This window comes from Leptospira alexanderi serovar Manhao 3 str. L 60 (genome assembly GCF_000243815.2).
Lineage (GTDB): Bacteria > Spirochaetota > Leptospiria > Leptospirales > Leptospiraceae > Leptospira > Leptospira alexanderi.
In genome coordinates this window covers 32,501-56,500 of the sequence record NZ_AHMT02000017.1, presented here as the reverse complement: position 1 = coordinate 56,500, position 24,000 = coordinate 32,501, and the positions used below count along the sequence as shown (strand labels likewise).

At 38.2% G+C, this 24,000-nt stretch carries 28 protein-coding genes and 1 pseudogene; 18 read left to right on the top strand and 11 right to left on the bottom strand.

Annotation, left to right across the window (positions count from 1 at the left end):
• Nucleotides 1–171: 171 nt before the first annotated feature.
• Genes LEP1GSC062_RS05900 through LEP1GSC062_RS05890 form a run of 3 tightly spaced genes read right to left on the bottom strand, consistent with a single transcriptional unit; the run spans nucleotide 172 to nucleotide 1,615 of the window.
• Entirely contained in the window at nucleotides 172–534 is a 363-nt protein-coding gene (locus LEP1GSC062_RS05900; RefSeq protein WP_020983736.1) for a hypothetical protein, read from the bottom strand.
• A 12-nt stretch (nucleotides 535–546) separates the two neighbouring features.
• Nucleotides 547–1,056 carry an RNA polymerase sigma factor gene (locus LEP1GSC062_RS05895; protein WP_010577594.1) on the bottom strand — a complete coding sequence of 170 codons (510 nt, stop codon included), beginning with the start codon at nucleotides 1,054–1,056 and terminating at the stop codon, nucleotides 547–549.
• Nucleotides 1,057–1,063: 7 nt separating this feature from the next.
• A complete protein-coding gene (locus LEP1GSC062_RS05890) occupies nucleotides 1,064–1,615 on the bottom strand; it encodes a Spy/CpxP family protein refolding chaperone (protein WP_010577593.1) in 552 nt (183 codons plus the stop codon).
• Between the two features lie 166 nt (nucleotides 1,616–1,781).
• Between LEP1GSC062_RS05890 and LEP1GSC062_RS05885 the strand changes: the two genes are divergently transcribed.
• Nucleotides 1,782–2,474, top strand: a complete 693-nt coding sequence (locus LEP1GSC062_RS05885) for a SanA/YdcF family protein (protein WP_010577592.1) — start codon at nucleotides 1,782–1,784, stop codon at nucleotides 2,472–2,474.
• A gap of 575 nt (nucleotides 2,475–3,049) precedes the next feature.
• Here LEP1GSC062_RS05885 and LEP1GSC062_RS05880 read toward each other — a convergent pair.
• A complete protein-coding gene (locus LEP1GSC062_RS05880) occupies nucleotides 3,050–4,003 on the bottom strand; it encodes a GDP-mannose 4,6-dehydratase (RefSeq protein WP_010577591.1) in 954 nt (317 codons plus the stop codon).
• Nucleotides 4,004–4,088: 85 nt separating this feature from the next.
• Here LEP1GSC062_RS05880 and LEP1GSC062_RS05875 point away from each other — a divergent pair, with 85 nt between their 5' ends.
• Genes LEP1GSC062_RS05875 through LEP1GSC062_RS05860 form a run of 4 tightly spaced genes read left to right on the top strand, consistent with a single transcriptional unit; the run spans nucleotide 4,089 to nucleotide 8,500 of the window.
• The gene (locus tag LEP1GSC062_RS05875) at nucleotides 4,089–5,093 is read left to right on the top strand and encodes an LIC_10202 family protein (RefSeq protein ID WP_020983668.1); all 1,005 of its coding nucleotides are present in this window, start codon (nucleotides 4,089–4,091) and stop codon (nucleotides 5,091–5,093) included.
• The gene (locus LEP1GSC062_RS05870) at nucleotides 5,090–6,151 is read left to right on the top strand and encodes a glycosyltransferase family 4 protein (RefSeq protein WP_010577589.1); all 1,062 of its coding nucleotides are present in this window, start codon (nucleotides 5,090–5,092) and stop codon (nucleotides 6,149–6,151) included. The genes LEP1GSC062_RS05875 and LEP1GSC062_RS05870 overlap by 4 nt, the downstream gene beginning before the upstream one ends.
• Entirely contained in the window at nucleotides 6,148–7,197 is a 1,050-nt protein-coding gene (locus LEP1GSC062_RS05865; protein WP_020983741.1) for a glycosyltransferase family 4 protein, read from the top strand. Before LEP1GSC062_RS05870 ends, LEP1GSC062_RS05865 begins: the two co-directional genes overlap by 4 nt.
• A complete protein-coding gene (locus LEP1GSC062_RS05860) occupies nucleotides 7,181–8,500 on the top strand; it encodes a glycosyltransferase family 4 protein (protein ID WP_010577588.1) in 1,320 nt (439 codons plus the stop codon). The genes LEP1GSC062_RS05865 and LEP1GSC062_RS05860 overlap by 17 nt, the downstream gene beginning before the upstream one ends.
• 55 nt (nucleotides 8,501–8,555) lie before the next feature.
• On the opposite strand, the gene LEP1GSC062_RS05855 is transcribed toward LEP1GSC062_RS05860, so the two are convergent.
• Both LEP1GSC062_RS05855 and LEP1GSC062_RS05850 read right to left on the bottom strand, forming a co-directional pair.
• Complete coding sequence (locus tag LEP1GSC062_RS05855) at nucleotides 8,556–9,371, bottom strand: inositol monophosphatase family protein (RefSeq protein ID WP_020983698.1); 816 nt, start codon at nucleotides 9,369–9,371, stop codon at nucleotides 8,556–8,558.
• Complete coding sequence (locus LEP1GSC062_RS05850; RefSeq protein WP_010577586.1) at nucleotides 9,368–9,682, bottom strand: YkvA family protein; 315 nt, start codon at nucleotides 9,680–9,682, stop codon at nucleotides 9,368–9,370. The genes LEP1GSC062_RS05855 and LEP1GSC062_RS05850 overlap by 4 nt, the downstream gene beginning before the upstream one ends.
• 76 nt (nucleotides 9,683–9,758) lie before the next feature.
• On the opposite strand from LEP1GSC062_RS05850, the gene LEP1GSC062_RS05845 reads away from it, so the two are divergent.
• From LEP1GSC062_RS05845 to LEP1GSC062_RS05830, 4 genes are read left to right on the top strand one after another with little or no spacing between them, the layout of a single operon-like run.
• Entirely contained in the window at nucleotides 9,759–10,634 is an 876-nt protein-coding gene (locus LEP1GSC062_RS05845) for a 5'-methylthioadenosine/S-adenosylhomocysteine nucleosidase family protein (RefSeq protein WP_020983749.1), read from the top strand.
• On the top strand, nucleotides 10,606–11,643 hold the full coding sequence (locus LEP1GSC062_RS05840) for an SPL family radical SAM protein (protein WP_010577585.1): 1,038 nt from the start codon (nucleotides 10,606–10,608) through the stop codon (nucleotides 11,641–11,643). Before LEP1GSC062_RS05845 ends, LEP1GSC062_RS05840 begins: the two co-directional genes overlap by 29 nt.
• The gene (locus LEP1GSC062_RS05835; RefSeq protein WP_010577584.1) at nucleotides 11,640–12,410 is read left to right on the top strand and encodes an SDR family NAD(P)-dependent oxidoreductase; all 771 of its coding nucleotides are present in this window, start codon (nucleotides 11,640–11,642) and stop codon (nucleotides 12,408–12,410) included. The genes LEP1GSC062_RS05840 and LEP1GSC062_RS05835 overlap by 4 nt, the downstream gene beginning before the upstream one ends.
• 25 nt (nucleotides 12,411–12,435) lie before the next feature.
• Nucleotides 12,436–13,278 (top strand): carbon-nitrogen family hydrolase, encoded by an 843-nt coding sequence (locus LEP1GSC062_RS05830; RefSeq protein ID WP_020983712.1) that lies wholly within the window; start codon nucleotides 12,436–12,438, stop codon nucleotides 13,276–13,278.
• Here LEP1GSC062_RS05830 and LEP1GSC062_RS05825 read toward each other — a convergent pair.
• Nucleotides 13,247–14,185 (bottom strand): RluA family pseudouridine synthase, encoded by a 939-nt coding sequence (locus tag LEP1GSC062_RS05825; protein ID WP_039941350.1) that lies wholly within the window; start codon nucleotides 14,183–14,185, stop codon nucleotides 13,247–13,249. The genes LEP1GSC062_RS05830 and LEP1GSC062_RS05825 overlap by 32 nt on opposite strands.
• Nucleotides 14,186–14,323: 138 nt before the next feature.
• Here LEP1GSC062_RS05825 and loa22 point away from each other — a divergent pair, with 138 nt between their 5' ends.
• Entirely contained in the window at nucleotides 14,324–14,911 is a 588-nt protein-coding gene (loa22, locus tag LEP1GSC062_RS05820) for an OmpA family outer membrane lipoprotein Loa22 (protein WP_020983704.1), read from the top strand.
• Between the two features lie 815 nt (nucleotides 14,912–15,726).
• On the opposite strand, the gene LEP1GSC062_RS05810 is transcribed toward loa22, so the two are convergent.
• Nucleotides 15,727–16,011 carry a MerR family transcriptional regulator gene (locus LEP1GSC062_RS05810; protein WP_010577579.1) on the bottom strand — a complete coding sequence of 95 codons (285 nt, stop codon included), beginning with the start codon at nucleotides 16,009–16,011 and terminating at the stop codon, nucleotides 15,727–15,729.
• Nucleotides 16,012–16,434: 423 nt separating this feature from the next.
• On the opposite strand from LEP1GSC062_RS05810, the gene LEP1GSC062_RS23880 reads away from it, so the two are divergent.
• A complete protein-coding gene (locus LEP1GSC062_RS23880; protein ID WP_020983670.1) occupies nucleotides 16,435–16,602 on the top strand; it encodes a hypothetical protein in 168 nt (55 codons plus the stop codon).
• Here LEP1GSC062_RS23880 and LEP1GSC062_RS05805 read toward each other — a convergent pair whose 3' ends face one another.
• Nucleotides 16,603–17,001, bottom strand: coding sequence for a helix-turn-helix domain-containing protein (locus tag LEP1GSC062_RS05805; RefSeq protein WP_010577578.1), 399 nt, complete (start codon nucleotides 16,999–17,001; stop codon nucleotides 16,603–16,605).
• A gap of 123 nt (nucleotides 17,002–17,124) precedes the next feature.
• Here LEP1GSC062_RS05805 and LEP1GSC062_RS05800 point away from each other — a divergent pair, with 123 nt between their 5' ends.
• The 7 genes and pseudogenes from LEP1GSC062_RS05800 (at nucleotide 17,125) to LEP1GSC062_RS05780 (ending at nucleotide 19,571) form a co-directional block, all read left to right on the top strand.
• Nucleotides 17,125–17,400 carry a hypothetical protein gene (locus tag LEP1GSC062_RS05800; protein ID WP_078124641.1) on the top strand — a complete coding sequence of 92 codons (276 nt, stop codon included), beginning with the start codon at nucleotides 17,125–17,127 and terminating at the stop codon, nucleotides 17,398–17,400.
• Nucleotides 17,397–17,702 carry an LIC13344 family protein gene (locus LEP1GSC062_RS05795; protein WP_020983703.1) on the top strand — a complete coding sequence of 102 codons (306 nt, stop codon included), beginning with the start codon at nucleotides 17,397–17,399 and terminating at the stop codon, nucleotides 17,700–17,702. Before LEP1GSC062_RS05800 ends, LEP1GSC062_RS05795 begins: the two co-directional genes overlap by 4 nt.
• Before the next feature lie 34 nt (nucleotides 17,703–17,736).
• On the top strand, nucleotides 17,737–17,916 hold the full coding sequence (locus tag LEP1GSC062_RS21170; RefSeq protein WP_078125719.1) for a hypothetical protein: 180 nt from the start codon (nucleotides 17,737–17,739) through the stop codon (nucleotides 17,914–17,916).
• Nucleotides 17,917–17,926: 10 nt separating this feature from the next.
• Nucleotides 17,927–18,382: a hypothetical protein gene (locus LEP1GSC062_RS05790; protein WP_010577575.1), complete on the top strand. Its 456-nt coding sequence runs from the start codon at nucleotides 17,927–17,929 to the stop codon at nucleotides 18,380–18,382.
• A gap of 35 nt (nucleotides 18,383–18,417) precedes the next feature.
• Nucleotides 18,418–18,591 (top strand): hypothetical protein, encoded by a 174-nt coding sequence (locus LEP1GSC062_RS22945; RefSeq protein WP_020983690.1) that lies wholly within the window; start codon nucleotides 18,418–18,420, stop codon nucleotides 18,589–18,591.
• A 41-nt stretch (nucleotides 18,592–18,632) separates the two neighbouring features.
• Nucleotides 18,633–18,899 (top strand): annotated as a pseudogene (locus LEP1GSC062_RS24580) (host-nuclease inhibitor Gam family protein); the annotation flags it as partial.
• Between the two features lie 231 nt (nucleotides 18,900–19,130).
• Entirely contained in the window at nucleotides 19,131–19,571 is a 441-nt protein-coding gene (locus LEP1GSC062_RS05780) for a DUF1353 domain-containing protein (protein ID WP_010577573.1), read from the top strand.
• A gap of 799 nt (nucleotides 19,572–20,370) precedes the next feature.
• On the opposite strand, the gene fumC is transcribed toward LEP1GSC062_RS05780, so the two are convergent.
• Nucleotides 20,371–21,765: a class II fumarate hydratase gene (fumC, locus tag LEP1GSC062_RS05775; protein WP_010577571.1), complete on the bottom strand. Its 1,395-nt coding sequence runs from the start codon at nucleotides 21,763–21,765 to the stop codon at nucleotides 20,371–20,373.
• A gap of 90 nt (nucleotides 21,766–21,855) precedes the next feature.
• Nucleotides 21,856–23,934, bottom strand: a complete 2,079-nt coding sequence (locus tag LEP1GSC062_RS05770) for a hypothetical protein (protein ID WP_010577570.1) — start codon at nucleotides 23,932–23,934, stop codon at nucleotides 21,856–21,858.
• Nucleotides 23,935–24,000 lie beyond the last annotated feature (66 nt).

Here is a 24,000-nt window from a genome sequence, read left to right as displayed (position 1 = left end):
TATAAATTGAAACGTTAGTTCACTATAGAACCACAATTACGCCTCTTTGGTGATTCTATAGACTTCAAACAGGCTTTATCATTGTTAAATTCTCGTGGAGTTCTGAGGTTTTGGGACGGACTCTTTATCTGAGTTTTGAGTACTTAATTTATATTCAAATTTTCTAATTGATCATCTTCGGTCCAACGAAGCCTCGATCAACGTGTCGACATCCAAGAAAACGGGGCCATTTCTCGCAGTATTTTCTTCTTTATAGATTGTACTTTGCACTTTAGATTCGGCTTCCACAGTCGCTCCATAAATCTGCTCTTGAATCCAAGTATGAAGTTCGTTACGAGCAAGCCCAGCTTTTTGATTTTCAAAAAAAATCAACCAAACCATAGAGCTGGAAAAGAAAGCGGATAAAAATGCAATCAACGCTAATTGGATCGTTCTCCAACGGCGTTTTTTGTAAACTGCGTCGCAGATTCTAGAATTCCAAACATTACTACAAAGTCTGTCCGAAATTTCTTTTTCGAATCTGTTCGATTTCATGCTGACTTAATCCTACTTATCTACGAAAAATTTTTTCAGTATCTGTTTTCCACGAAACGCTCGGGATTTTACCGTTCCTTCGGGGATACTTAGTTTTTCGGCGATCTGTTGTTCCTTATATCCTTCACCTACAAGACTCAACACCGATTTATACTTCCATGGAAGTATGGCTAAAAGATCTTTTAATTCAAAATCGGTAAAGCCGACCGATACGGCTTCTTTTTCCTGGAGGGAATTGTCCAAGATCACTTTCTCTTTCAACTTGCTCGCAAGCGCAGTTTGTCTCGATCTTTTTTGATTCATTCTTAAAGACTCGTTTCTTGCGATCGTATAAAGCCAAGTGCTTACGGAAGAATCTCCACGGAACTTATTTGCGGAAAGACTTTTGTACGCACGAAAATAAGTTTCCTGAACTACGTCATCGATGGAATCGTGAAATTCGTCGAATAAATTCTTTTTAATCGCCGAAAGTACGATATGTTTGGTCGAATCGATTAACTCGGTAAATTCTTTTTGGTCCATGAATACCTCAGTGTAAGATCCCTTGAATGGGAAGGATAATTCTTTCCGGAGAAAAAAGATTCACGGGGAATCCGGGCTCCGAACGAGTAGAAGGTTCTTTAATTTTGGATTTTTGATCCTGAGTAAGTACTTTTTCGATAGCAAGACGATGCGAAATTTGATTGATCCGAATTTCAGCGGTATATCTTCCAATCTCGACGAGAAGCTTTCTAATTTTCGTGAGATCAACGTTAGACTCCATTAAAAGCCCTTCAAGTTCGATTTCAATCGGTGAAATTTTTTGAAGCCATTTAAAATGTTCTTGTTTATATTTCTCATTGATCTTCGAGATCTCATCCAATTGCTTTTCGGAAAGAGCAAATCTTTCTCTCATCGTGTCTACGTTTCCGAACACCAAACCGAAACTTCTCAATTGGCGAATCGGCGCCAATTGTCGACCCGGAGGAAGATTAGAATCCACGCCGGAACGAAGCCCCATCAATTCCTGGGAAAAAATGACCATAGGAGCGAAAAAACAACCGGCAACGGTAATTTTGACAAATGAATTCAGGAATTTCATGAGATTTCTACTCAATCAATAGGACCCGTGGTTCAAAAGTTTATTTCCTATTTCGAAGATTTTTTCCGCTCAAAGCCGTTGAAAAGAAAAAAAGAATTTTCTCCTTTGAAATTTGTCTTGTAGCCTATCAAAAAAAGCTTCTTGATTTTGCCAGATTTTCAATCCTGTGTTTGACTTAAGTTTTCTCAAAAAATCCAAATTTTATATCCGAAGTCTTTTCGTCTTTTGCGTCATTGCAGCGCCCCCGATCGCGATCGATTTCAGTTTCGAAGAGTTATATTTTCGCACGGAGAAATTTCAGAATCACAGATCCGCAAGATTCGCCACAGTAGCCATAGTTCCCGGGGCTTCAGTCTACAAAAACGAACCTTCCGCCATTTTAAAAGATCGGTTGGACTGTGCTCTGGAACTGTATCATCAGGGAAAAGTAAAAAAGATTCTCCTCTCGGGAGATAACGGTTCGATTTACTATAACGAAGTAAAACCGATGTTGCTTTACATTCTTAAAAACGAAGTGAACGAAAAGGATATATTTGTCGATCATGCAGGCTTTAGAACGTTAGACACATTGGTTCGTGCAAAAGAAATTTTTCAGATAAAAGATCTGATCTTTGTTAGTCAGAAAGTATATCAACCTCGGGCCGCTTTTCTTGCGAATAAAATCGGTCTTAGATTTCAAGCTTTCGAATCGGATCGAAAAATTTATACAAGTGGACCCTTCAGTCGATTCAGAGAATTTTTCGCAAGAACCCTTGCCTGGATCGACATGAATTTATTCAAGACGAATCCGAAATATCTGGGTAATCCGTTCCCAATCGAAGGAAGCGGCGTTAAAACTTGGAAAGGCTCAGTACTTTAAAATTTTATAATCCGATTTTCGATTTAGATTTTACGAATCGTTATCCAGTGTTTCAAAATATTAGAGTTGTTGAAAAATTCCATGATTCAGTTTAACAAAACCGCTTCAAATGCCCATTTCAATGAAGCAGAAACGGACAGAGGATTAATTTTTCAACAACTCTTTTGAAAAAAGAAATAAAACATAATTTTACAAAAGGTAGAAAATCAATCTTATAGGATATAGAAGAGAATTTATTTTTTATCTAAAAACTTATCCGACTTACAACGTTTTTGGAATGGATAGCACTTTACATTAACTTCTTATAAAGTCCTAAATCAGGATTCAAGAAGCGCAATGAAGAATAAAATAACCTATTACCTCTTCCTGACAATTTTTCTAGAACGCTACACTATCAACTAAAACTGACATCTAAAACGTGGGAACTTTTGTGTTTTATCACGAACTTGTTGAATGATTGTAGCGGATTTCTTTAAGGTTTTGGAACAGACTCTGTGTATAAAAACAAAACGCAGAAGTAAATGGAGAATTCGGCTAATAACTGTAAATTCAATTTACAAATGAGAGGCAGTATTTCAGATCGTTCGATACCAATGATAAACGTCTTGAATCGTATCCGATAAATCGAAATTAGGTACCCAACCTAGTTTTTGAAGTTTATCTTTGTTTCCGAAAAGGCGTTTCATTTCCACAGGACGAAAACGAGAAGAATCCACTTCCACCGGAATCTTCCGACCGGAAGCGGAAATAACTTTATCCAAAACGTCTCGAATTAGAATTTCTTTACCCGAACAAATATTGTAAATTTCTCCGGGTTTTCCTTTTTCGGAAAGGATTCGATACGCACGCACAACGTCTCTTACATCCAAAAAATCTCTTGTAGACGATAAATCCCCGACTAAAATTTTTCTTTCGGATTCAGGACGTTTCAGAGCTTCTAAAACCTGAAAACAAAAATTAGGAACCACAAAATTAGAATTTTGTTTTGGACCCGTATGATTAAATGGTCTAGCAATCACAACTTCAAGTTCGGGAATCCATCGGTGATATTGCAGGCAATAAATTTCCGCACAAAACTTCGAGGAAGAATACGGATTCAGCGGGGCCGGAACAACGGACTCTTGAACGGGCAGACAAGATTCCGGAACGTTTCCATACACATCGGAAGAGGAAATGTAAATAAAACGAACTCTCTTTTTCAAGGAACGCAGAGATTCTAACAGATTCAACGTTCCTTGCACGTTGATTTCTAACGTTTCACCCGGATCCTCTACCGCTCTAGGAACAAAGGGTTGTGCAGCAAGATGAAAGACTGTGTTTGGTGAAAACTCATGAATGACGGAATGAACCTGGTCTAGATTTCGTATATCACAGACGACGAATCGATACGATTGAGGAAGTTCAGGATCATTTCCAATATCGGGGCCCGGTTGAATTCCAATCCCTAAAAAATCGGTATAAGATTCTTTCAGCTCCTTCAGTAGGTAACTGCCTACAAATCCCGCCGCTCCCGTAATAAGGCATTTCATAGAATTCTTACTTTTCCGTAAAAATACTGTTGTTTTAGAAAATGAATAAAAAACAATCGAATAAAATTCTTTCCCCTTTTTGAGTATGGAAGATAAATTTCAGGAATTATTCGAAATCAGAGATTCTCGGATCAATGTACGAGAAATCATGGAAGAAATCGAATCCAAACTCAAAAAAAATCCTTCCACAAAGGAAGACATCGAAAAACTCACTCATTGGAAATTTTCCCCTCCGAGTCCGGAAGGTTATCGAGATTTTGACCCTGCCGAAATTGCTCATCTTTTCGAAAAAGGAATTTCTCCTCCTAAATTTTCCAATCCTAAACTTCGGTTTGTACGGGGGCCTCTCAAATGGCTTTTGATTCGTTTTGCAGAATTCTATTCGTTTTTAGATAAGAAACTTTCAGAAAACAGAACCCGCGCGTTCTACAGCGTGTTACACGAATTGATTCTAATTCGCTGCGAAAATCAAAATCTAAAAAGAAAGATGGAGTCTTTTTATTCCGAATTTCTAGAATGGAATCAAGCCATCGGAAAAGAAATCAGACCCGAATTCCTTTGGGCGAATGAAGATCTTTACTCGGAAAATACCGTTGAAGAAAGCGAAAACTTCCTGTTGGAATCCATCGATCCTTCCGAAAAGGTTTTAGTCCTGTCGCCGGGTTGGGGAAAAATACTCAAACAACTTTTAAAATTAGGTTCCAAATTCGATTCGGTCAGTTGGAATAAATCCTGCTCGGAATTTATCGGAAATTCAATAACCACAAACATTTATCTAGAAGAACCGGGAGCAATTCCGAAAGATTGTTCAGAATATTCTAAAATTTTAATATATGAAAATTTATCGATTCATCCGCACTGGCTGATCGAAAAGACCCTCCGAGCTCTTAGTCTAGGTGTATCTTCCGGCACGGAAATCCGTTTTCGATTTTCAAACGAAAACTCCAATTATCCCTCTCCATTTTTGCCTTTAAGGCTTACAAAAATTCAGGAACCGTTAATTCGAAATTATCTCAAACAACTCGGTTTTAGAAACATTATAGAAAAAAAATCGGAAGACGGTTTTACCGTTCTTTCGTTTCGAAAATGAAAGTCTATCAGCACGTCACTGAATTCCGAGACGGGGACGGAATCGGAAACGACATCAAAGGGATTCGAAACGTTCTCGAAAGTTTAAACGTTTCTAACTCCGTCATCTGTATCAAAAATTTTTCCAAAGAACCATTTCCAATAGAAACCCATTCGTCGATCTTTTCCCGTTTTTCTCGGAATGACGTACATATATTGAACTACGGAGGCTGCGGCTATCCTCTAAATTGGTTTCGAAATCTCCCCGGAAAAAAAATCGTTCGTTATCAAAGTTTTACCCCGGCGATTTATTTTAAGAATTTCGTAAGTCCTGAAATTTACAATACCCTTCAGTTGGACGAAAAACGCTCTCTATTGGAACTGTATTCCCTTAAAAATGAAACGGATTTGTTTTTACCATCCTCCGAATTTAATGCGAATTTTCTGCGATTTCTTGGTGCAACAAACATCCTAGTCCTTCCCATCGTAAAAAAATATTCAATTCGGGAAATCGTCATTAAGGATAAAAGGGAATATACGATCGGTTTTATCGGAAGAGTTGCTCCCAATAAAAAAATAGAGGATCTTTTGGAATTGCTCGAATCGATTTTAAAATTCAGACAAAACGTCCAACTTTTGATTTGCGGAAACGTTCCAAAGATTTTTGAAGAATATTATAATTTTCTTAAGAAACTCATTTTACGAAAGCGACTTACCGGAAACGTCCAAATTCGCTTGAATGCAAACGACTCTGAAATGATATCCTTTTTAAATTCCATGGATTTATACGTTTGTATGAGCCAACATGAAGGATTTAACATTCCCATTCTGGACGCGTTCGGAGCCGGGATTCCCGCAATCTCTTACTATGCCGGAGCAACCCCGGAAACGATGAAAACCGGAGGAGTTCTTTTCAAAGATAAATCTTCTTCATCCATGAGTTTACTCACAGGTCTGATCGATAACATTTTGGAAAAGAAAACCTTGCGCGGACAGATCTCGGAAAAGGAGCAGGAAATCGCTAAAGAATACAATTCCTTTCCGTTCGAGATTTTTTTTAGAGACAAAATTCTGACATGAGACAGATCCAACAATTTTCCGCGGGCTTCAATCCGGGCGATGCCATCAGCAATCAAATGTTGGAGATTCGCAATCATTTAAGAGATTTGGAATATAAAGGAGATATTTTTTCCGAAAACATAGGCGCATCCAAATTACCCTTCGTAAAAAAATACAAAACCTACGGTAAATCCTCAAAAGACATTTTATTTTATCACCATTCGATTCATTCGGGTGTGTTCGATTTTTTAAGAAGTTTCCGATCTCCCAGAATACTGATTTACCATAATGTGACTCCCCATCACTTTTTCGAATCCTACGACTTAAAGATGAGTTATCTTTTAAAAAAAGGAAGAGAAGAATTGAAGGAGATGATAGACAGATTCGATCTCGTTTTGGCCGTTTCCAAGTTCAATCAGAAAGAGTTAGAAGAATTAGGTTTTCAGAATGTTAGAATTCTTCCCATCACGTATCAGTTGGCTAAAAATCCTGCGAAAACCGAAAAGACGGATTCGCCGATCAAGAAAATTCTTTTTGTCGGAAGAATTACTCCAAACAAAAGACAAGACGATTTAATCCGACTTGCATACGCATATAAGTCGATGATTTCCGATCAATTTGAATTCTATCTCGCTGGTTTTAGTTCGAGAGAGTTATATCTCTATCGGGAAGAGTTGGAAAGAATGTTGGATTTTTACGATCTCAGAAAAAACATTTTGATCACCGGTTTTCTTTCCGATATTGAACTGAAAAATCTCTATCAAGAAGCAGACGTTTTCGTTTCCATGAGCGAGCATGAAGGTTTCTGTGTCCCTTTGATCGAGGCAATGATTCACAGAATTCCGATTCTTGCATATTCCGGCGGCGCGGTTCCAGAAACCTTAAACGGTGCGGGAATTCTTTTTAAGGAAAAAAAATTTCCGGATTTAGCGATTTTACTCAATAAAATTTTGACGGATATCCCTTTTAAGAACCGAATTTTAACGAATCAAGACCTTCGTTTAGAAGAATTCAAAAAAACGGATTTTAGATTCGTTCTTAGGACAATTATTGAAACCCTCTCTTAAAAAAATCGCGGTCGTTTCTCCGATTTTTTCGGACAAGGTTTCCGGAGGATCGGAAAAACTCATCTTTCAACTCGTGGAATTATTGGCTATGGATTTTGAGATCACAGTTTTAACGACTCGCAGTTTGGATTATATCACTTGGAAAAATTCGATTCCGATTCAAAAAAAGAATTTTTTTTACGAAGGAACAAATCATTCCAAACCGATCCGATTCGAAGAAAAAACTTCTTCCTTAGGCGGAAAATACAAGGTTCTTCAGTTTACCGTTGAAAAACAAAGAAACATGGAACGATTCAACCGTCTTTCCAAAAAAATTTTGGAAAGACCTTCTCTACAAAACAAAGAAAACATCAATCATTGGCTTATAGAACAAGGTCCTTATACTCCGGAATTGATTCAATTTATTGAATCCAGAAAAAGCGAGTATGACATTTTTTTCTTCGTGAGCTACCTCTACTATCCTTTGGTTTTCGGAATACCTCTGGTCGCAGAAAAGTCGATCATCATTCCTACGTTTCACGACGAACCTCCCGCTTATCTTCCGGTATATAAAGAAATTCTAACGGATCAAAGTTCTTATTCGTTTAACACTCCAGAAGAATTGAATGTTTTTCGGAACGTTCTCGGATATAAACCGAGCACGTATTCCATAACCGGGATGAACCTCAATTTAGATCAATGTTCGAGTGGCCCCGTGGAAAATAATTACGCGGATCATCATAAGTCTTCCGTTGCAAAAAATTCAAACAGAGAAAAAACACCCTTCCTACTCTACGTAGGTAGAGTAGACCAAGGAAAGGGTTTTCTGGAAATGGCAGAATGGTTCTTAGAATGGAAAAAAAATTCAAAACTTCCTCACAAACTCAAAATCGCCGGAAAGATCGCTTCTAAAATTCCAAACAGAATATTAGAGGATCAAAATATAGAATTTTTGGGATTTGTCGAAGAACAGATCAAATTTGAACTTCTTCAAAATTGTGCGTGCTTGATAAATTCTTCTCCTTTGGAAAGTTTCTCCATCGTTCTGATGGAAGTTTGGTTAAAAGGAAAACCGGCACTCGTCAACGGAAGATCAGACGTCCTCAAAGGTCATTGTCTCAGAAGTAATGGCGGACTTTTTTACTTCGATCGAAAGAGTTTTTTTGCGACCTTGGACTTCATTTTGAACCACCCGAAAGAATCGTTCGAAATGGGCATAAATGGAAAAAAATACGTGGAACAAAATTTCAACCCGAAAACAGTGAGAGAAAAATTACTCCGATTGATCGATAAGACGATTCAAAAAAAATACGCGAGTTCGTAAGAGACTTCTCGTTTTTCCGCAGACCGAAAAAACGATCCATAACATGGATGAATCCCTAACTCAAGTCGTGAAGATAATCCCCCATTCTTTCCACCATCTTTTCGTGAAGGAATCCGTTACTTGCAATCAAATTCGGAACGTAGGAAGAAAACGCATCACCATCGTAAGTCGACATCCTTCCGCCCGCTTCGGCGAGTATTACGGATGGGGCGGCCATGTCCCAAGGTTTTAAATCTTCTTCCCAAAACGCGTCAAAACGTCCTTCGGCAACCCAACAAAGATCAAGTCCGGCCGCTCCGATTCTTCGAACCCCTCTCGCCTTCAATAAAAAGTTTTTATGAAAAAACGTAAGTCGATCAATTTTCTTTTCTCGATCGTACGGGAAACCCGTACAAAGTAAAGATTGTTTCAGATCTTTCGTTTTTGAAACGGAAATCGGTTTTTGATTTTTAAACGCACCTTGACCTTTACGTGCGTGATAAATCTCATTCATTGCAGGAAAGGGAACAATTCCCATAACAACTTCCTTATTTTCCTGATTCTCCAAACCGATACAAGCGCAATACAAAGGAAGTCTATGAGAATAATTGACAGTTCCATCAAGAGGATCAATGATCCATTTGAATACGGAACTTCCTTTTTTATCGGTTCCTTCTTCGCCTAAAATACTATCCGAAGGAAACATTCTTTCGATTTCATCGATGATTCTCTCTTCGGAACCTTTGTCCGCTTTTGTAACGAGATCGGTCTCTCCTTTATAAGCGATGTCGAGATCTGCCTCTTCTTGAGTTATCGTTAAAAATTCCATTACTTTTGGAACAAAGTTTAGGAAGTGTTCGTACCTAATTTTGATTTCGTTGTCTAAATTCATTTTTTCTCCAAAAACTTTCGGGCCATTTCTCTATGTTCTTCTCGAATCGCCGATTGTACACTTGCCAGTACCGCTGCAATTACTCCCGCGTCATCCAGAAATCCCGCGCCCGGAATAAAATCCGGAACAGCATCCAAAGGAAAAATAAAATAAGCAAGTGCACCCGCGATAATGAGCTTGGTTCGAAGTGGAGTTTCTGAATCCATCATGGAATAATAAAGTGCCACAAGATCCCCCGTAAACGGAATCTTGAACATTACGGATTTTAACTTCGGCCAAAATTCCCTTTTTACTTTTTCAATCAGATCCATAAAAGGCTCCTTTTCTTTCCTTAGAGACGATTTCTCTCTTGTCCCCAATTCCAGGCCAAGATATCAAGAAAGAAAGATGATTTTTATTTCCGCCGCACTTTTCCCGGAAGCAAAACCTTTGATCGAAACGTTGGGTTTGAAAATTCTCCGGAACAAAACCCCTTTTCCGATCTATCGAAACGAAAAATACATCTTGGTCGTTTCCGGAACGGGCAAAATTTTTTCGGCGATGTCTGTTGCATTTTTGTTAAACGAATTTAAGAATTCGGTGGTGGATTCATCCTGGATTTTGAACTTCGGAATCTGCGGTGCCCCGAAAGAATCCTTCAAAATCGGAGAATCGTTTTTAATCCATAAAATCAAAGACGAAGGATCATCAAGGAGCGTTTATCCGGATATTCTTTTTAAATCTCCGATTCCCGAGTCGGTTTTATTGACGGTCGATAAACCCGTATTTCGAAACGAAATTTCCGAACTTCCAAACACGTTAGTCGACATGGAGGCTTTCGGTTTTTTTCAAGCTTCGAGAAAATTCTTTTCTTCGGATAAAATTCGGATTGTTAAAACGATTTCGGATCATTTTACGAAATTGGAATCTGAAAAAGAAATCGGAGTCGTAGATACGATTTCTCTTAGAATTAAGGAGGCCCTTCCGAATATCCTTTCGATTTTGTCGATCCCGGTTTCAAAAGGAAACGAAGTCGAACTCCAACAAAACGAAATTGCCGCGTTTTTATTTATAACCGAATTTTTACGTTTATCGGAAACCGAAAAGATTCAACTGAAAGATTGGATGATCGGTTATAAAATCAGAACCGGAAATTCTTCCGAACAAGGTCTTAATATTTTGAAAAGTGTAAACGGAACCTTAAACTTGAAAGAAACCGAAGTTAGGACAAGAGAAGAAGGGAGGAAAGGATTGTATGCGCTCAGACAATTTTATCAGTCCTAAAAGATTCTCTCATATCTACGTGGAAAAATCCGCGAAGTACCATCCGAAAACTTCGGAAATTCTTTCCAAGTTTCCTGAATCGCATATGATCGCGATCGATTCTTACAAAGAAGTATTCAATCCATCCGCCCAAAGCTTCCAAGCTCAGAAACGAAGCCCAAAACTTATATTAGCAAAACGAAAAGAACAATTCTTATATCCAGGCTCGGGAATTGCTCCGAGCTTCGGATATCAATTCTTCTATTACAACGCCCTCGTACTAAACTGCCTTTACAACTGTTCCTACTGTTATCTTCAAGGAATGTATCCTTCAGCTAATATTGTGGTTTTTGTAAACAACGAAGAATATATCCAAAAAACCCAAGAACAACTCAAACTTTCTAAATCCCTTTATCTTTGTATTTCTTACGATACGGATCTTTTGGCCCTGGAAAATATATTAGGGTATTGTAAAGAATGGATTTTGTTCGCGAGTTCCAATCCCGACTTGATCGTCGAAATCCGAACCAAAAGCGCCAATTTCAAATCCATCGCCGATCTTAAGCCGACTTCGAATATAATTCTTGCTTGGACTCTTTCGCCGGATTCCGTGATCGAGGAACATGAACCTCTGACTCCGAAACTTTCCTCCCGATTGAAAAATATCAAAGACGCTTTGAACGCGGGCTGGCAGGTCCGACTTTGTTTCGATCCAATCTTAAACGTCCCGAATTGGAAATCCGTTTATTCGGAATTCGTTCGGAAAATTTTCGAAGAAATTCCAGGAGAAAAACTGAGAGACATCAGTCTCGGCATATTTCGGATGAATTCGGATTATTTTAAGAATTCCAAAAAACGAAGACCGGACTCTTATTTGTTTTACCTTCCGATGAATACTCACGGTGGAATAAAATCGTATTCGGAAGTATTAGAAAAAGAAATGTTTACAGTACTTGAAAAAGAACTGGAAACATTTGTCCCTCGAGAAAAAATCCACAGACTCGTCGCCGACCAAACGGAATCCAAATGAAAACGAATTCGGAACCAAACAACTCGTTGGCGATCGTCACAGGTTCTTCCAAAGGAATCGGAAAAGCGATTTCAGAATTTTTAATTTCCGAAGGTTATAGAGTAATTGGGATCTCCAGAACGGAACCGAAATCCATTCTTTTGGAAAATTCTCCTTTGTATCGCCACGTTACACTTGATCTTTCGAATACAAAGGAGATCGGACTTCGATTATCAAATATTCTCAAGGAAGAACCTCCTTTGAAAATCTTAGTAAACAATGCCGGCTTTGGCAATTTTTCTCCGCATGAAGAAATCCCTTTCGAAGAATTGGAAAAAATGCTCATCGTCAATTTTGTTTCCCCGATTCTAATCACTAAATTATTTCTAAGAGACCTAAAGAAGAACGGAGGTTGGATCATTCAAATTCATTCGATCGCGGCATTGAAAGAATCAGTTCGAGGGGCGGCTTACGCGGGAACCAAGGCCGGACTTAGACATTTCGGATTAAATTTATTCGAAGAAACTCGAAAATCGGGAGTCAAATTTATGAGCATCAATCCCGATATCTCGGATACCGAGTTTTACAATCTTCTGGATTTCGAAAAGGATTCCGATTCGGATTCTTATTTGAACATTTCCGAAATTTTGAGCGCTTTCAAGTATGCTCTTTCAAGCCCGGAGAATTTGGGTTTTACCGAAATTACGATTCGCCCTAAATACCATCGAGTTTCGAAAAAACCTTTTGTCCGAAAGAATCAAATCCGAAACGCTCCTTCGGAAGAATGAAATTGCTCAAGGAGGAAAAACAAAATTGAATCCAGGTGAACTGAATATTGCTCTTGTACAATGTGATCTTTCCTGGGAAAACCAGGAAGCAAACTACGAACACGTTCGTGAACTAATCCATTCCGCTCTTGAAAAAAAGTCGGATGAAAATCCTGATTTGATTTTGCTTCCGGAAACTTTTGCGACCGGATTTACGATGAGATCGGAAAGAATCGCGGAACCGGACGAAGGTCCAACCGAAACGTTCTTAAAGGAAATAGCAAAAGACACCAAAACAACGATCTGCGGCGGTTGGATTCGAAAAAACCCGGAAGGAAAACCCTTTAATACCGTAAGCGTCGTAAGTCCAAAAGGAGAAATTATATTACGTTATTCTAAAATTCATCCCTTTACTTTCGGAGGTGAGGATCGACATTACAGCCCCGGCTCGGAAATTGTCAGTTATAATCTCAACGGCTTTAGAATTACCCCTTTTATCTGTTACGATATCCGTTTTCCGGAAATTTTTCGAAGACTCGCGGGAGAAACGGATATTTTTACCGTTCACGCAAACTGGCCGACTCCGAGAATCCATCATTGGGAATTGATCCTAAAAACGAGGGCGATTGAAAATCAGGCTTACGTTTTCGGAATCAATCGGATCGGAATCGCAGGGTATAATAAAAGCGTTCATCACAACGGTCATTCTCTCGCTGTAGCACCTAATGGAGATTTTATGGACGCAGGCGAGGGAATAGAAACCATCTTATTCTATAATGCTTGTAAAAGATCGATTTTGGATTATAGGGAGAATTTCCCGGTTCTCGCCGATCGCAAGGACCAAAGCTTGATTCGAGTCAGAACAGCGGAGCATTCTTCTCAAATCTAAGAAACCTTTCACTGAGGGCAAGAGTCGCTTCAATCATTTCCCCCGTAAACGGGTCTTTGAACTTGAGATAATAAGATAAAAGTTGCAATCCGTACGATTCAAACTGAGAGCCAGCCCTCGAATACAATAAGTCTCCGACAACAGGGCACCTTTGGCTTTGAAAATGAATTCTGATTTGATGAGTCCTTCCCGTTTCCAAACCTACTTCGACAAAGCTGAATTTTCTTCCGGAACGGGAGTTGATGTATTTTAGAACTTTATAATGAGTTACAGACTTCCTTCCTTTAGGAGAAACGGTCATCTTTAACCTTTCAATCGGATGCCTCGCAATCGGAAGATCAATCGTGCCTGTCTCTGCGGGAAGATGTCCTTGAATCCAAGCATAATATTTTTTTTCGATTTCTCTTTTTCTAAAAAGTTCGGAAAGTTTTCCGTGCGCTTGATCGTTTTTAGCGATGAGCATCAATCCCTCCGTGGGCTTATCCAATCTATGGACGATTCCCGGCCTCGTTTCTCCTCCGACCTTTGACAATTCTTTGAAATGATGAAGAAGCCCGTTGACCAAACTTGGAGAACGATCCCCCGGCCCACTGTGACTTGCAATTCCGGGCGGCTTATGAATGATAAGATAATCTTCTCTTTCTAAAACAACAGGTAATACCATCGGAACCGGTTCCAAGTTGAGAGGTGGTCTTGGAGGGATAGAGAGAAGGTATTGTTCTCCCGTTTTTACTTTCCAGGAACTTTTATCGCAAATTTTTCGGTCCTGATTGCGAACATACCCGCATTCAATCCATTTTTGAATCGTGGCTCGGGACATTTCATCCCCAAAAGAAAATTTTAAAAATCGATCCAATCGATTTCCGGAGAATTCTTCCAATACTTCTGCTTTCAGTTCTAAGTTCATCGAAAATGAAAAAGGATTCCAGATTTTTATTCCGCACGTTTTTAGCATTCTAAAAAAAAAGTTTCCATTTTCCTTCCTAAACCTTAATGTGACACATTGAAACCAAAACCCCTTAAGATTCTAAGGAAGGAAAGAAACATGGTCAAAAAAATTTTGAATCTGATTCTGCTCGGTGCAATTGCATTTTCATTCACTCTTTGCTCCTCTGCTGAAAAAAAAGAGGAACCTGCAGCTCCTGAGCCATCAGCCCAAGAGCAATCCGCCGCTGCAAATAGAAGTGTCGACGTTAACTCTCCGGAAGCGATTGCCGATTCCTTAAACGAAAAATTGAAAGACTTTAGATATCCTGATGGAATAACTCGCCCAGGATTCAGCTACAAAAAAGCGGATGTCAATCCGGGTGATTTCAGCGGATGGTCTAAGGCAAACGTTCCAGTGATCAAAGAAGGTCTTGGAAAACTTCCCGATAGTTACGCTCTTGAAATTACAGGACATACCGATGCTGTCGGGCCTGAACAGGCTGAAGGAGCTAAAAAGGGAAATATTTTTTATTCCGAACTTCGTGCAAATGCCGTTAAACAGGCTTTGATCAAACAAGGAATCCCCGCGAATCGTATTGTTACGAAAGGTTCAGGCTCCTCAGAACCTGTTTCCGGACTCGATGCCAAAGACGCTAGAAACAGAAGGGTCACTTTCCGTTTTGCAACTTCCGCTCCACAACAATAATCCTAAATAAATTTCCCTGATGCTGTTTTAATCGATTACAGTATCAGGGTTAAAAATTATCTAATCTACTTCGCGCTTTTTTATTCGATTGTTAATTTCGAATAGATTTAAACTCGATTGTAAAATTTTGCTTCTTAAAGTAAAACCGTGGTTTCAATAAAATATACGAGGAATTTTACAGTCATAACAATGATCCCCAAAACTTCCAAGTCATTCATTTGAATCGTTTCAAATTCCAGATTAGAAAGAATTTCAATCTTCGAGAACGTATTTGCATGCGACACTAAAAAACAAAAGGTATTTTGAAAAACATTCGTTCCGATCAAAACAATCATAGTTTTGAATATTAAAATTATATACATCTTTGTTTTAAAATTCAGAAACATTTTTCTGAAAAAGGAAAAAATTCATAATGCCTGGCCTGCACTTTAAATCAGACAAAGATATTTTATTTGAATTTTTAGATTCTTTGAATTGATCCAAAAGATCATCTAAAATCCATTTTTTAGAATTCGGATTTTCGCTGATTCTTTTTCCCAAATACAAGGTTCCTACAGCTTCATAAAAAACAATCCACTATCGAAATGAAGAAGTTTTAGCAAATCTGGAAAAAAATCGAAAGAACAGACAAAGCAAGCAGATAAAAGACAACCCGCACAACTGCTCAATCACTTCCGATTGGAAGCAAAGAATAAGTTCTTTTTGAAATAAAGAACGGAACGGAATTCACTCCGTCCGTTCTGCTTCTAATTTTTCAAATGAGTGGGTAAAAAAATTCGCTCTCCTTGCGCAAAGAAAACAAACAATTAATAAATTTATTTTTTTGTCTTACGGGAAAGGACGACCTTATCCAAATCGCCAATCATAAATCTTCGAACACGGGGACTCCACTGTATAAACGGAATCTCGTGATCGATTACGTACTGATTGAAAGTCCTTACGGAAAGATTTAAATACCGAGCGGCTTCTTTTGCTTTTAAAGCTTGAGTTTTATCCTTTGCAGAAGAAACTTCTCGAATCGGATTTTCTTTTTCCGAATCAGAAAATTGAGCATTTTTCAGCAAAGATCCTTTTCTTGTATTACCACTGATTACAAACATAGTGTAATGTTTTGACACTTAAAAAAAGTCCCAAATAATTGTTTCGATTTCGTCCATAGAAAAAATACATCGAAGAAGAAAAGGTATCGATATACCACATTTTTACTTACCAAAATTCCTCTTGTTCTGACTTATCTTAAAAACAACTCATAATTCCCCAAAATGACACTTCAAAATGGAATGAAAATTCTCAAGGATTATACAAGAAATCTCAACTACAGACGGGTTACTGAAATTTCATCACATTGAACGAACATATTTTTAGCGATGAGACATATGGAAATTATAGTCTTGAATTCGAAATGAATTTGAAAATAAAAATGAATCGGACAAAAAAGAGTCACATTTTTGGAATTAGGATGGATTTTGTCAGGGGCAAAAATATACTAAACATACATATAGTCTACTTGTTGGAGCAAAAATTTGGAGACCATAGAAAATCTACGCGAAACTCTTTATTGGAAAGTGGAAAGGACTCTAAAAAAATTCGAGTACGACTTTCAAATTTCTCCGGAACCGATTCAGGTTCTTAGACACACGTATTCACAAGAAATCGTAAATTTCATATTCGAATCTCTGGAAAAAAAGTAATCACTTCTTCTTTCGAAATTTTTCTATGACAAGGCTAAGAGCTTCCAATTCCGAATCCGGAACTTCCAAAAGACTTTCCAACAATGCTTCAACCTGTGGACGGGTTCGAATCTTTTTAAGAATCGTCCGATAACGATCCGTTTCAAAATCCGTTTTTATTTCAATCTCAGTGATTAGCATTTCACCTTCACCCGCAATGAGCCAAAGAGGGTTTACATTATGTACGGTTCGAAGCCGCAGTAAGGATTCTTGTGAAAAACTCTTTGCCCTTTCATTAATAAGATCACTGATAAATGCGGGTTTAAGATCGATGGATCTTGCAAATTCGGCCTGAGAAAATCCTAAAGTTTCAATAAGCCTTTTTAAACGGTCTGAAAATTTTTTATTCACTTTATACATTTTAAACGTATTAAATCATTGACAAAAATACATTTTAGACGTATGGTCATTTGACACGGGGCGAAACTCGTCAAAATCGATTTCGAAATGGAGTTCGGTCTTTTGCACGACCAAAACTCGCAAATGAAAGTGAAATCGCAATCACAAAAAGGAGGCTCGATGATCATCATTAACGGAAACGAATACAAAGATTTCATTTGTATCACATTAGAAATGAAAACCCTCTCTAAGTTCGCAAAGGAAGCGGAAGTGAATTACGATCACCTTTCGAAAAGTTTAAATGGACAACAGTCTTATGCAGAAATCGGAGAGGTATTCAAAAAATGGAATGTTCCGTATCGTACTATTTGCTTAACGCGTTTCTACGATAAACGAAAAAACAGGAGAATTTCATTATGAAACAGCACAATCTTACTAAAATTACCAATAAAAATCCGATCCCAAGCAGGGATAATTTGTGTCCGATTGTTCTTTCCGAAATAGAAAAAAAAGCGGTCGTTCAAATCGCCGAATATGTAAGAGAACAATTTACGACATTCGATTGGAGATGGAACGATCATACCAAAATGCAAGATAAAGAAGTTACCTTTCTTTTTCTTGTAAAAAACGACATCGTCCAAATCTGCGAAAGAAAACCGAACAAGATCAAAGAGTTTATTAGTATTCTTGAGTATATCTTGGAAGAAGAATTCGGCGAATAATTCAAACTAAAAAATTATTAAGGAGAACTTTACTATGATGACTAACTTATGTATTCAATGCAACCAAAAAGAATCAATGCGCCAAACTGACCTTTGCGAGGAATGTTTGATCGAAAATTTCAAGCCTTTAATCCTTCTTTCAAATGAAATTCGTTCCCTTAATTCGAACGATATAGGCAATACTACACCAGAAGAACCCAAAACATCGGTATAAAATTAGAATTATGCACTCTGAAAAAATCAAAAGATTTATTATAAACAGCGAAGTTGTTCACAACGGAAAATTTTGGAGAAGAGGAAGAAAACTTTCTCTAAGTTTGAAGCAAATCGTTATCGAATCACAACTCAATCTCAAAGACATAGCGTTTAAATATTCCCAAAACTTCTGCGAGGACCATTTGGAGCATACCGCTCCTCTTTATCGCGAACACCTTGCAGACGTCATCAAAGGGACTCGTAATACCATACTTTACGTAAGGGCAATCGAAGAATCCTGGAAACTCCCGATCGAAACGGTCCGTTCCATTTATCGAGAAGATAAGGAAGCGGAAAGAAAATCGGAAAAGTTAGATCCGGATTCCCTTCGAGACTTTATAAATTGGTATAGGGAAATTCTACATTCCAAAAAAGAAGTTCCGAACGATCCGCAAAATCAAAACGCGAGAGAACTCGCTGCCTGAAAGCAAAATCGAAAAGTTAATCTGGAGAATCTAAAATGGCAGAACAAAAATCGATAAAAGTAAACGTTCAAAATAGTAAGAAAAAAGTTCCTACGAAGAAGATTGTTTCCGTTACGATTTTTTCTCTTTCGTCTAACGGAATCACTATGGGCACGATTCCAAAAGATCGAAATAGGAAGAATAATGTCGAAATTAAAGGATTCGGTTAACAAAGCCAATTCAATCAACTTGCCGAATAATCGCATAGATATATAGCGCAGGCAAACTAGCGACTGGAATTTTAAAACTTCGTAAAATTCTGTAAAAATCAAAGAAACCGCAAAGTTTAAAGTTTTATGAAAAAATTCTTACGCAAAATGATCTTTTGGAAAAATTCAACCGTCTTGTTTCTAAGCTAAACAGAGTTTACTTGAAAATAAAACTTGAATTGAATAAAGAGCAGACCCTCTCGAAACGTTTGTACATTGTTCCAAACGAAGCCGAAATAAAAATAGAAGCCGTGGAGAATATCGTATAATTGTAGTTACTACTCGGACGCATGAATAAAATACTATGATAAACTATTTCGAAAATTAGAATGTTGGAATATTCCTCTAAAAAGTCGAGATTTCTAGATTTGACTTAATTTTTGAGAACCGTTGTACTTTTGCAAAACCGACCGCTTATTTTCGAGTATCATTTTCATGCGTCCGAGTAGTAAATATTTGAAAACTTTCGGATCTCCAAAAAAGCGAGGAAGAAGGAAAAAATGGATCATATCGTATATAAAAATCTAAAGAACTATAAATACCAGCTCGTAAAACCTTGTAGTTTTCAAACAACGATCATAACCAATACGCCGATTCAAATCGGAATTACAGGAGTAAAAGTTTTTGTGAATCTAAATCGGGAGGGTTTATTGAATATCGACGCCGGATACGCTTGGGATGGTCCTAGCGGCCCGGCGATAGATACAAAAACTTTTATACGTGCTTCCCTTATTCATGACGCCTTATATCAGTTAATGCGTGAGGAAAAATTGGATCGGATAAAATATCGAGAAAATGCAGATCAACTTCTTAGAAAAATTTGCTTAGAAGACGGCATGAATTTTTTTAGAGCGACATATGTATATAAATTCGTTCGCTGGTTCGGCGAATCTTCTGCAAAACCGAAAGATGAAGCTAAAGAATGGGAAACAGCGCCTTGAAAACCTTCGACATCATCGTATTAGTTTTCGGTTATACCTTTTTTTGGACACTTCTGATTTGGTTTTTAATTGGTATTTTGATAGGCTTATTTTGGTATTCATTACAATTTTTCGAAAAAAGAAACAAAACCAATAATTGAAAAATACATTAGAGTTGTTGAAAAATTCCATGATTCAGTTTAACAAAACCGCTTCAAATGCCCATTTCAATGAAGCAGAAATGGACAGAGGATTAATTTTTCAACAACTCTATTGATTTAACATGAGTTCGTGGAGAAAATTAGAAAAATTTCTCTAAAAATAGGGACTCCATATTTGCGAAGATAGAACTTGATTATCTTCTGATTTCTGAAGGCTAAAAATATGAGAGTTACACATTTAATTTTATTATTTTGCGAAAAAGGTTAACTTTTATAAAATAGGCTTCTTACTGCGAATTTATTTTAGTTTAGAATATATTTTTATTCGAATTATCTTAAAAATGAACTTTTTTCGAAACGATGCAAAACTACGAAATCTGGCCTATCTTCATTTATAATGACATTCATATATTATGAAATTATAATGTAAAAATAATCAAATTTAATTGCAGAGTTTTTAAAATGGATTTTTGGAAACCCTTCCGTTTCAAAATTCTATTCCGAACATTTAGATTTGCAATATTATCTTAGAGTTTGTCTCAAAACCTGAAAAGAAATCATTCCATAAATTCGTAATAAAACGTAGGAGTTCCCACGTTTTAGTGGCGAGGGTTTGATAGGTGTTAGGACGCTACAGGGACTGTAAGTCCCTGCCCAACTTAATCCACCGAAGGATGAATCATCTTTTCGGGAAGAACCCACTGATCGAATTGTTCATTCGTCAAAAGACCCAGTTCGATTCCAGATTCTTTCAGAGTCGATCCTTTCTTATGCGCATTTTTTGCGATCTTAGCCGCGTTATCATAGCCGATATGCGGATTCAACGCTGTCACAAGCATCAAAGAATTATTCAAGTGTTCGTCGAGTTTCTCCTTGTTCGGAGTAATACCACGCGCACAGTGTTCTTCAAAAGAAACACAAGAATCGGAAAGTAATCGAATAGAATTCAAAACGTTATGAATAATCAGCGGTTTGAAAACATTCAATTCAAAGTTTCCGGAAGCGCCACCGATATTGACTGCGACATCGTTTGCAATCACTTGTGCAGATACCATCGTCATCTGTTCCGATTGAGTCGGGTTCACTTTCCCAGGCATAATGGAAGAACCAGGCTCGTTTTCCGGAATACTTATTTCACCAATCCCACAACGAGGACCGGAAGAAAGCCAACGTATGTCGTTCGCGATTTTCATCAAAGAAGCCGCAATCGTTTTCAAAACCCCACTCACCTCCACAAGAGAATCATGAGCCGCAAGAGCTTCGAATTTATTTTCCGCGCTCACAAAAGGAAGCCCGGTTTCTTTAGCTATCTGAGCCGCCGCTTTCACAGCAAACTGAGGATGTGTGTTGAGTCCGGTTCCGACTGCCGTCCCGCCTAACGCAAGCCTGTAAACCGCCGGCAAAACCGCTTTCACTCTTGCGATGTTGTAATTCAATTGTTGAACATAACCGGAAAACTCCTGGCCTAAAGTCAAAGGAGTCGCGTCCTGAAGATGAGTTCTTCCAATTTTTATAATATTCTTAAATTCATCCGCCTTCTTTTCAAGCGCATCCTTGAGTTGAACCAATGCGGGAATCAATTTTTGATTCAACTGTTCTGCTGCAGCGATGTGCATCGCAGTGGGAAAAGTATCGTTCGAAGATTGGGCCTTGTTCACGTCGTCGTTCGGATGAATCGGCTTTTTAGAACCTTTCACTCCGCCGGCGATTTCGATCGCACGGTTCGAAATCACTTCGTTGGAATTCATGTTCGTCTGAGTTCCGGAACCGGTCTGCCAAACGGAAAGAGGGAAATGATCGTCCAACGCACCGGAAATCACTTCGTCGGCGGCTTGGACGATGAGTTTCTTTTTATCTTCGGTAAGAAGACCGAGTTCTGCATTTACAATTGCGGCCGATTTTTTTAAAATTCCCAAAGCACGAATCATTTCTCTTGGAAATCGATCGTTTCCGATATGGAAATGATGCAGAGAACGTTCGGTTTGCGCACCCCAATATTTGGAATCATCTACCGTGATTTCACCCATTGAATCCGTTTCGATTCTGGTTTTCATGAATCCTCCGAAAGATCACAATTTAATTGAAACGCAAGATCTCTCAAGCGAAATGTCAATATTCAATAAAATTATAATATACTTAAATTTTTATTCGCTTTGGAATCTTCTTAGAGTATCCGCAAGCGCAGAGAACTCCGGTTTTTTGGCGGAAACATTGTCCATATAATCCAAAGTAGTTTGGATCCACGCAGGATCGGACTCCAATTCCCTCCGCATAAAAACGTGTCTTACCTGATTCATCGCTCGGATTTCTAGATATCTCCGTTTTTGGTCATAGTATATAAGATCGGCCACCTTGTCTTTTCCGAATTCTGGAGAAGATATGGCAGCAACAACTTCATCGAGCCAAATCAGTCCGTTATTTTTGCGATCCACATAGTCGATCGCCTTCTGAACACGAGCTGGAATGAGCATTTCTTTTTCTTTGGGTCCAACGATTACGCCGAGAGACTTTTTCTTTTTCGGTTTAGAGGACTCATGAAAAATATGATCCGTTTCCGTATTTTTAAAATCCCTTTTAACTTGACCCTTGTTTGTAACTTCCCGTTCTTTGGGAGAAAATTTGATCCCGAATAAACTTAGAATGAATTCGATGATTCTTTCCAAGATCGATTTGGAAGCCTTTTCGGAGCGAATTCTTTCTTTTTCAATATCTTCTTCCCATTCGGCAATCGCCTTACTCAAACGAATCTGTTCGTCGACGGCAACTTGCCCGTCCTTTACGTCGGAAACTTCTTTTAAAAATTCATAGATTCCGCGCGGATATCCGTTTTGACGAATCAAATTATGAACCGAAGTTCTTCTCGAGCGAACCTCCACAAAAGCGTGAAGAATCATAGCCTTCGCTAAAATCATAAGCCCGATCGTTTCCCCACTCGCACTTTTCCTTTCCTTTTTCAGGAAATCTTCTCTAACACGAATTCGCTCCAAAACTTCACGGAACAATTCGACTCTACTCATACCGACACTTTTAATTGCGGCATCATCCACTTCAAAATTGGAAAGATCGAAATGTACCGGTTCTTTGGATTCTTTAAAACGAAATAGATTTTCAGCCGTGATTAGATTAATCAAAGACTCTTTTTTAAGGTGTTCGAGAGCTCTTACGGTCTGTAGTAACACTTCGTAAGATTTGATAAAATCTCCTCCCCCCATCCAACTTTTTCCGAATGTAAACGCAGGATGTTTTTTTAACTCCTGCAAGTATCTTTCTGCTTGAAAACTTTCGGTCAATTCGATCCAGGAAGATTCTTCTCCCGGGAGAATTTGGAGAAGTATTTTGCGAGCGATTACGGTAAACAAATCGAATATGATTTCCAATTCCGTAAACTTGCCTTCTTCTCCTTTTTCTTTGGAAGCATGTCTAAAACTCAAAAGTTCGTCCAGAGAAGGTTGAAACAAATGAAAGCGGGGATGCAATTGCAACAGCGGAGCCCTTGATCCTCTTTTTTCAATTGCCTGTAAAACTTCCGGTTCTACCTTGATAATAGAAAGTTGATTTAATATCTCTCCGGGTTTTTGATTTAACACTTGAAAGATATTGCTGAATAAATCGCCACGAACCTGCAAACGACCGAGAAGAAATTCCAAAGAAAGAGATTCCAAATTTTGCATGGACTTTTCTAAAAATTTAGAGTCCGACAAATTGATCTGTACTCCTTTGTCGTCTACATTGAGATAATTCTGATGAACCCAGTCTTCGATCTCGGCATTTTTGGAAGCGTTCAGAATGAACTGATCTCTTGCATACAACATTTCAAGAACCGCCGCTACACTTTGAAGAAGGCAACCCCGTTTTACTTTTACGATCTGATCGGCTTTTAAAGAAGCGGGACGAATAATTACGTCTGCGATTTGGAGTTCCCTAATTTCCTTTTGAAAGTGAAGGAACTGATAAGATTGAATTCCTTTCCTTTCTTCTAAAAATTTAAGGTCGTGCAGTTTGAGATGTTGAAGTTGTTCGACTTTTGTAAGAGCAAACGGAGATTGATTGAATAAGAAATAATTTTCCACTCCCTTTTCAATCAAATCGATATCCTTGAACGCTCCCGGATTGAATTGAAGCATCAGAACTTTGAGTTCCTGATCCCCAATCATATCCTGAGTATCCTCCGAACTTAAAGTGAAGGTTTCGGGGGTAGGTATTTGATTTTCAGATTTGGACATAATCCACCAAGTCCCCAAAGGATATATCATCAGGAGACTGTAGGAAATTAGAAAAGTCTATTACTG

Coding starts and splice junctions, on each gene's coding strand:
- LEP1GSC062_RS05900 (WP_020983736.1), bottom strand. CDS start 534: ATGAAATCGAACAGATTCGAAAAAGAAATTTCGGACAGACTTTGTAGT.
- LEP1GSC062_RS05895 (WP_010577594.1), bottom strand. CDS start 1,056: ATGGACCAAAAAGAATTTACCGAGTTAATCGATTCGACCAAACATATC.
- LEP1GSC062_RS05890 (WP_010577593.1), bottom strand. CDS start 1,615: ATGAAATTCCTGAATTCATTTGTCAAAATTACCGTTGCCGGTTGTTTT.
- LEP1GSC062_RS05880 (WP_010577591.1), bottom strand. CDS start 4,003: ATGAAATGCCTTATTACGGGAGCGGCGGGATTTGTAGGCAGTTACCTA.
- LEP1GSC062_RS05875 (WP_020983668.1), top strand. CDS start 4,089: ATGGAAGATAAATTTCAGGAATTATTCGAAATCAGAGATTCTCGGATC.
- LEP1GSC062_RS05870 (WP_010577589.1), top strand. CDS start 5,090: ATGAAAGTCTATCAGCACGTCACTGAATTCCGAGACGGGGACGGAATC.
- LEP1GSC062_RS05865 (WP_020983741.1), top strand. CDS start 6,148: ATGAGACAGATCCAACAATTTTCCGCGGGCTTCAATCCGGGCGATGCC.
- LEP1GSC062_RS05855 (WP_020983698.1), bottom strand. CDS start 9,371: ATGAATTTAGACAACGAAATCAAAATTAGGTACGAACACTTCCTAAAC.
- LEP1GSC062_RS05850 (WP_010577586.1), bottom strand. CDS start 9,682: ATGGATCTGATTGAAAAAGTAAAAAGGGAATTTTGGCCGAAGTTAAAA.
- LEP1GSC062_RS05845 (WP_020983749.1), top strand. CDS start 9,759: ATGATTTTTATTTCCGCCGCACTTTTCCCGGAAGCAAAACCTTTGATC.
- LEP1GSC062_RS05840 (WP_010577585.1), top strand. CDS start 10,606: ATGCGCTCAGACAATTTTATCAGTCCTAAAAGATTCTCTCATATCTAC.
- LEP1GSC062_RS05835 (WP_010577584.1), top strand. CDS start 11,640: ATGAAAACGAATTCGGAACCAAACAACTCGTTGGCGATCGTCACAGGT.
- LEP1GSC062_RS05825 (WP_039941350.1), bottom strand. CDS start 14,185: ATGAACTTAGAACTGAAAGCAGAAGTATTGGAAGAATTCTCCGGAAAT.
- loa22 (WP_020983704.1), top strand. CDS start 14,324: ATGGTCAAAAAAATTTTGAATCTGATTCTGCTCGGTGCAATTGCATTT.
- LEP1GSC062_RS05810 (WP_010577579.1), bottom strand. CDS start 16,011: ATGTTTGTAATCAGTGGTAATACAAGAAAAGGATCTTTGCTGAAAAAT.
- LEP1GSC062_RS05805 (WP_010577578.1), bottom strand. CDS start 17,001: ATGTATAAAGTGAATAAAAAATTTTCAGACCGTTTAAAAAGGCTTATT.
- LEP1GSC062_RS05800 (WP_078124641.1), top strand. CDS start 17,125: ATGAAAGTGAAATCGCAATCACAAAAAGGAGGCTCGATGATCATCATT.
- LEP1GSC062_RS05795 (WP_020983703.1), top strand. CDS start 17,397: ATGAAACAGCACAATCTTACTAAAATTACCAATAAAAATCCGATCCCA.
- LEP1GSC062_RS21170 (WP_078125719.1), top strand. CDS start 17,737: ATGATGACTAACTTATGTATTCAATGCAACCAAAAAGAATCAATGCGC.
- LEP1GSC062_RS05790 (WP_010577575.1), top strand. CDS start 17,927: ATGCACTCTGAAAAAATCAAAAGATTTATTATAAACAGCGAAGTTGTT.
- LEP1GSC062_RS22945 (WP_020983690.1), top strand. CDS start 18,418: ATGGCAGAACAAAAATCGATAAAAGTAAACGTTCAAAATAGTAAGAAA.
- LEP1GSC062_RS05780 (WP_010577573.1), top strand. CDS start 19,131: ATGGATCATATCGTATATAAAAATCTAAAGAACTATAAATACCAGCTC.
- fumC (WP_010577571.1), bottom strand. CDS start 21,765: ATGAAAACCAGAATCGAAACGGATTCAATGGGTGAAATCACGGTAGAT.
- LEP1GSC062_RS05770 (WP_010577570.1), bottom strand. CDS start 23,934: ATGTCCAAATCTGAAAATCAAATACCTACCCCCGAAACCTTCACTTTA.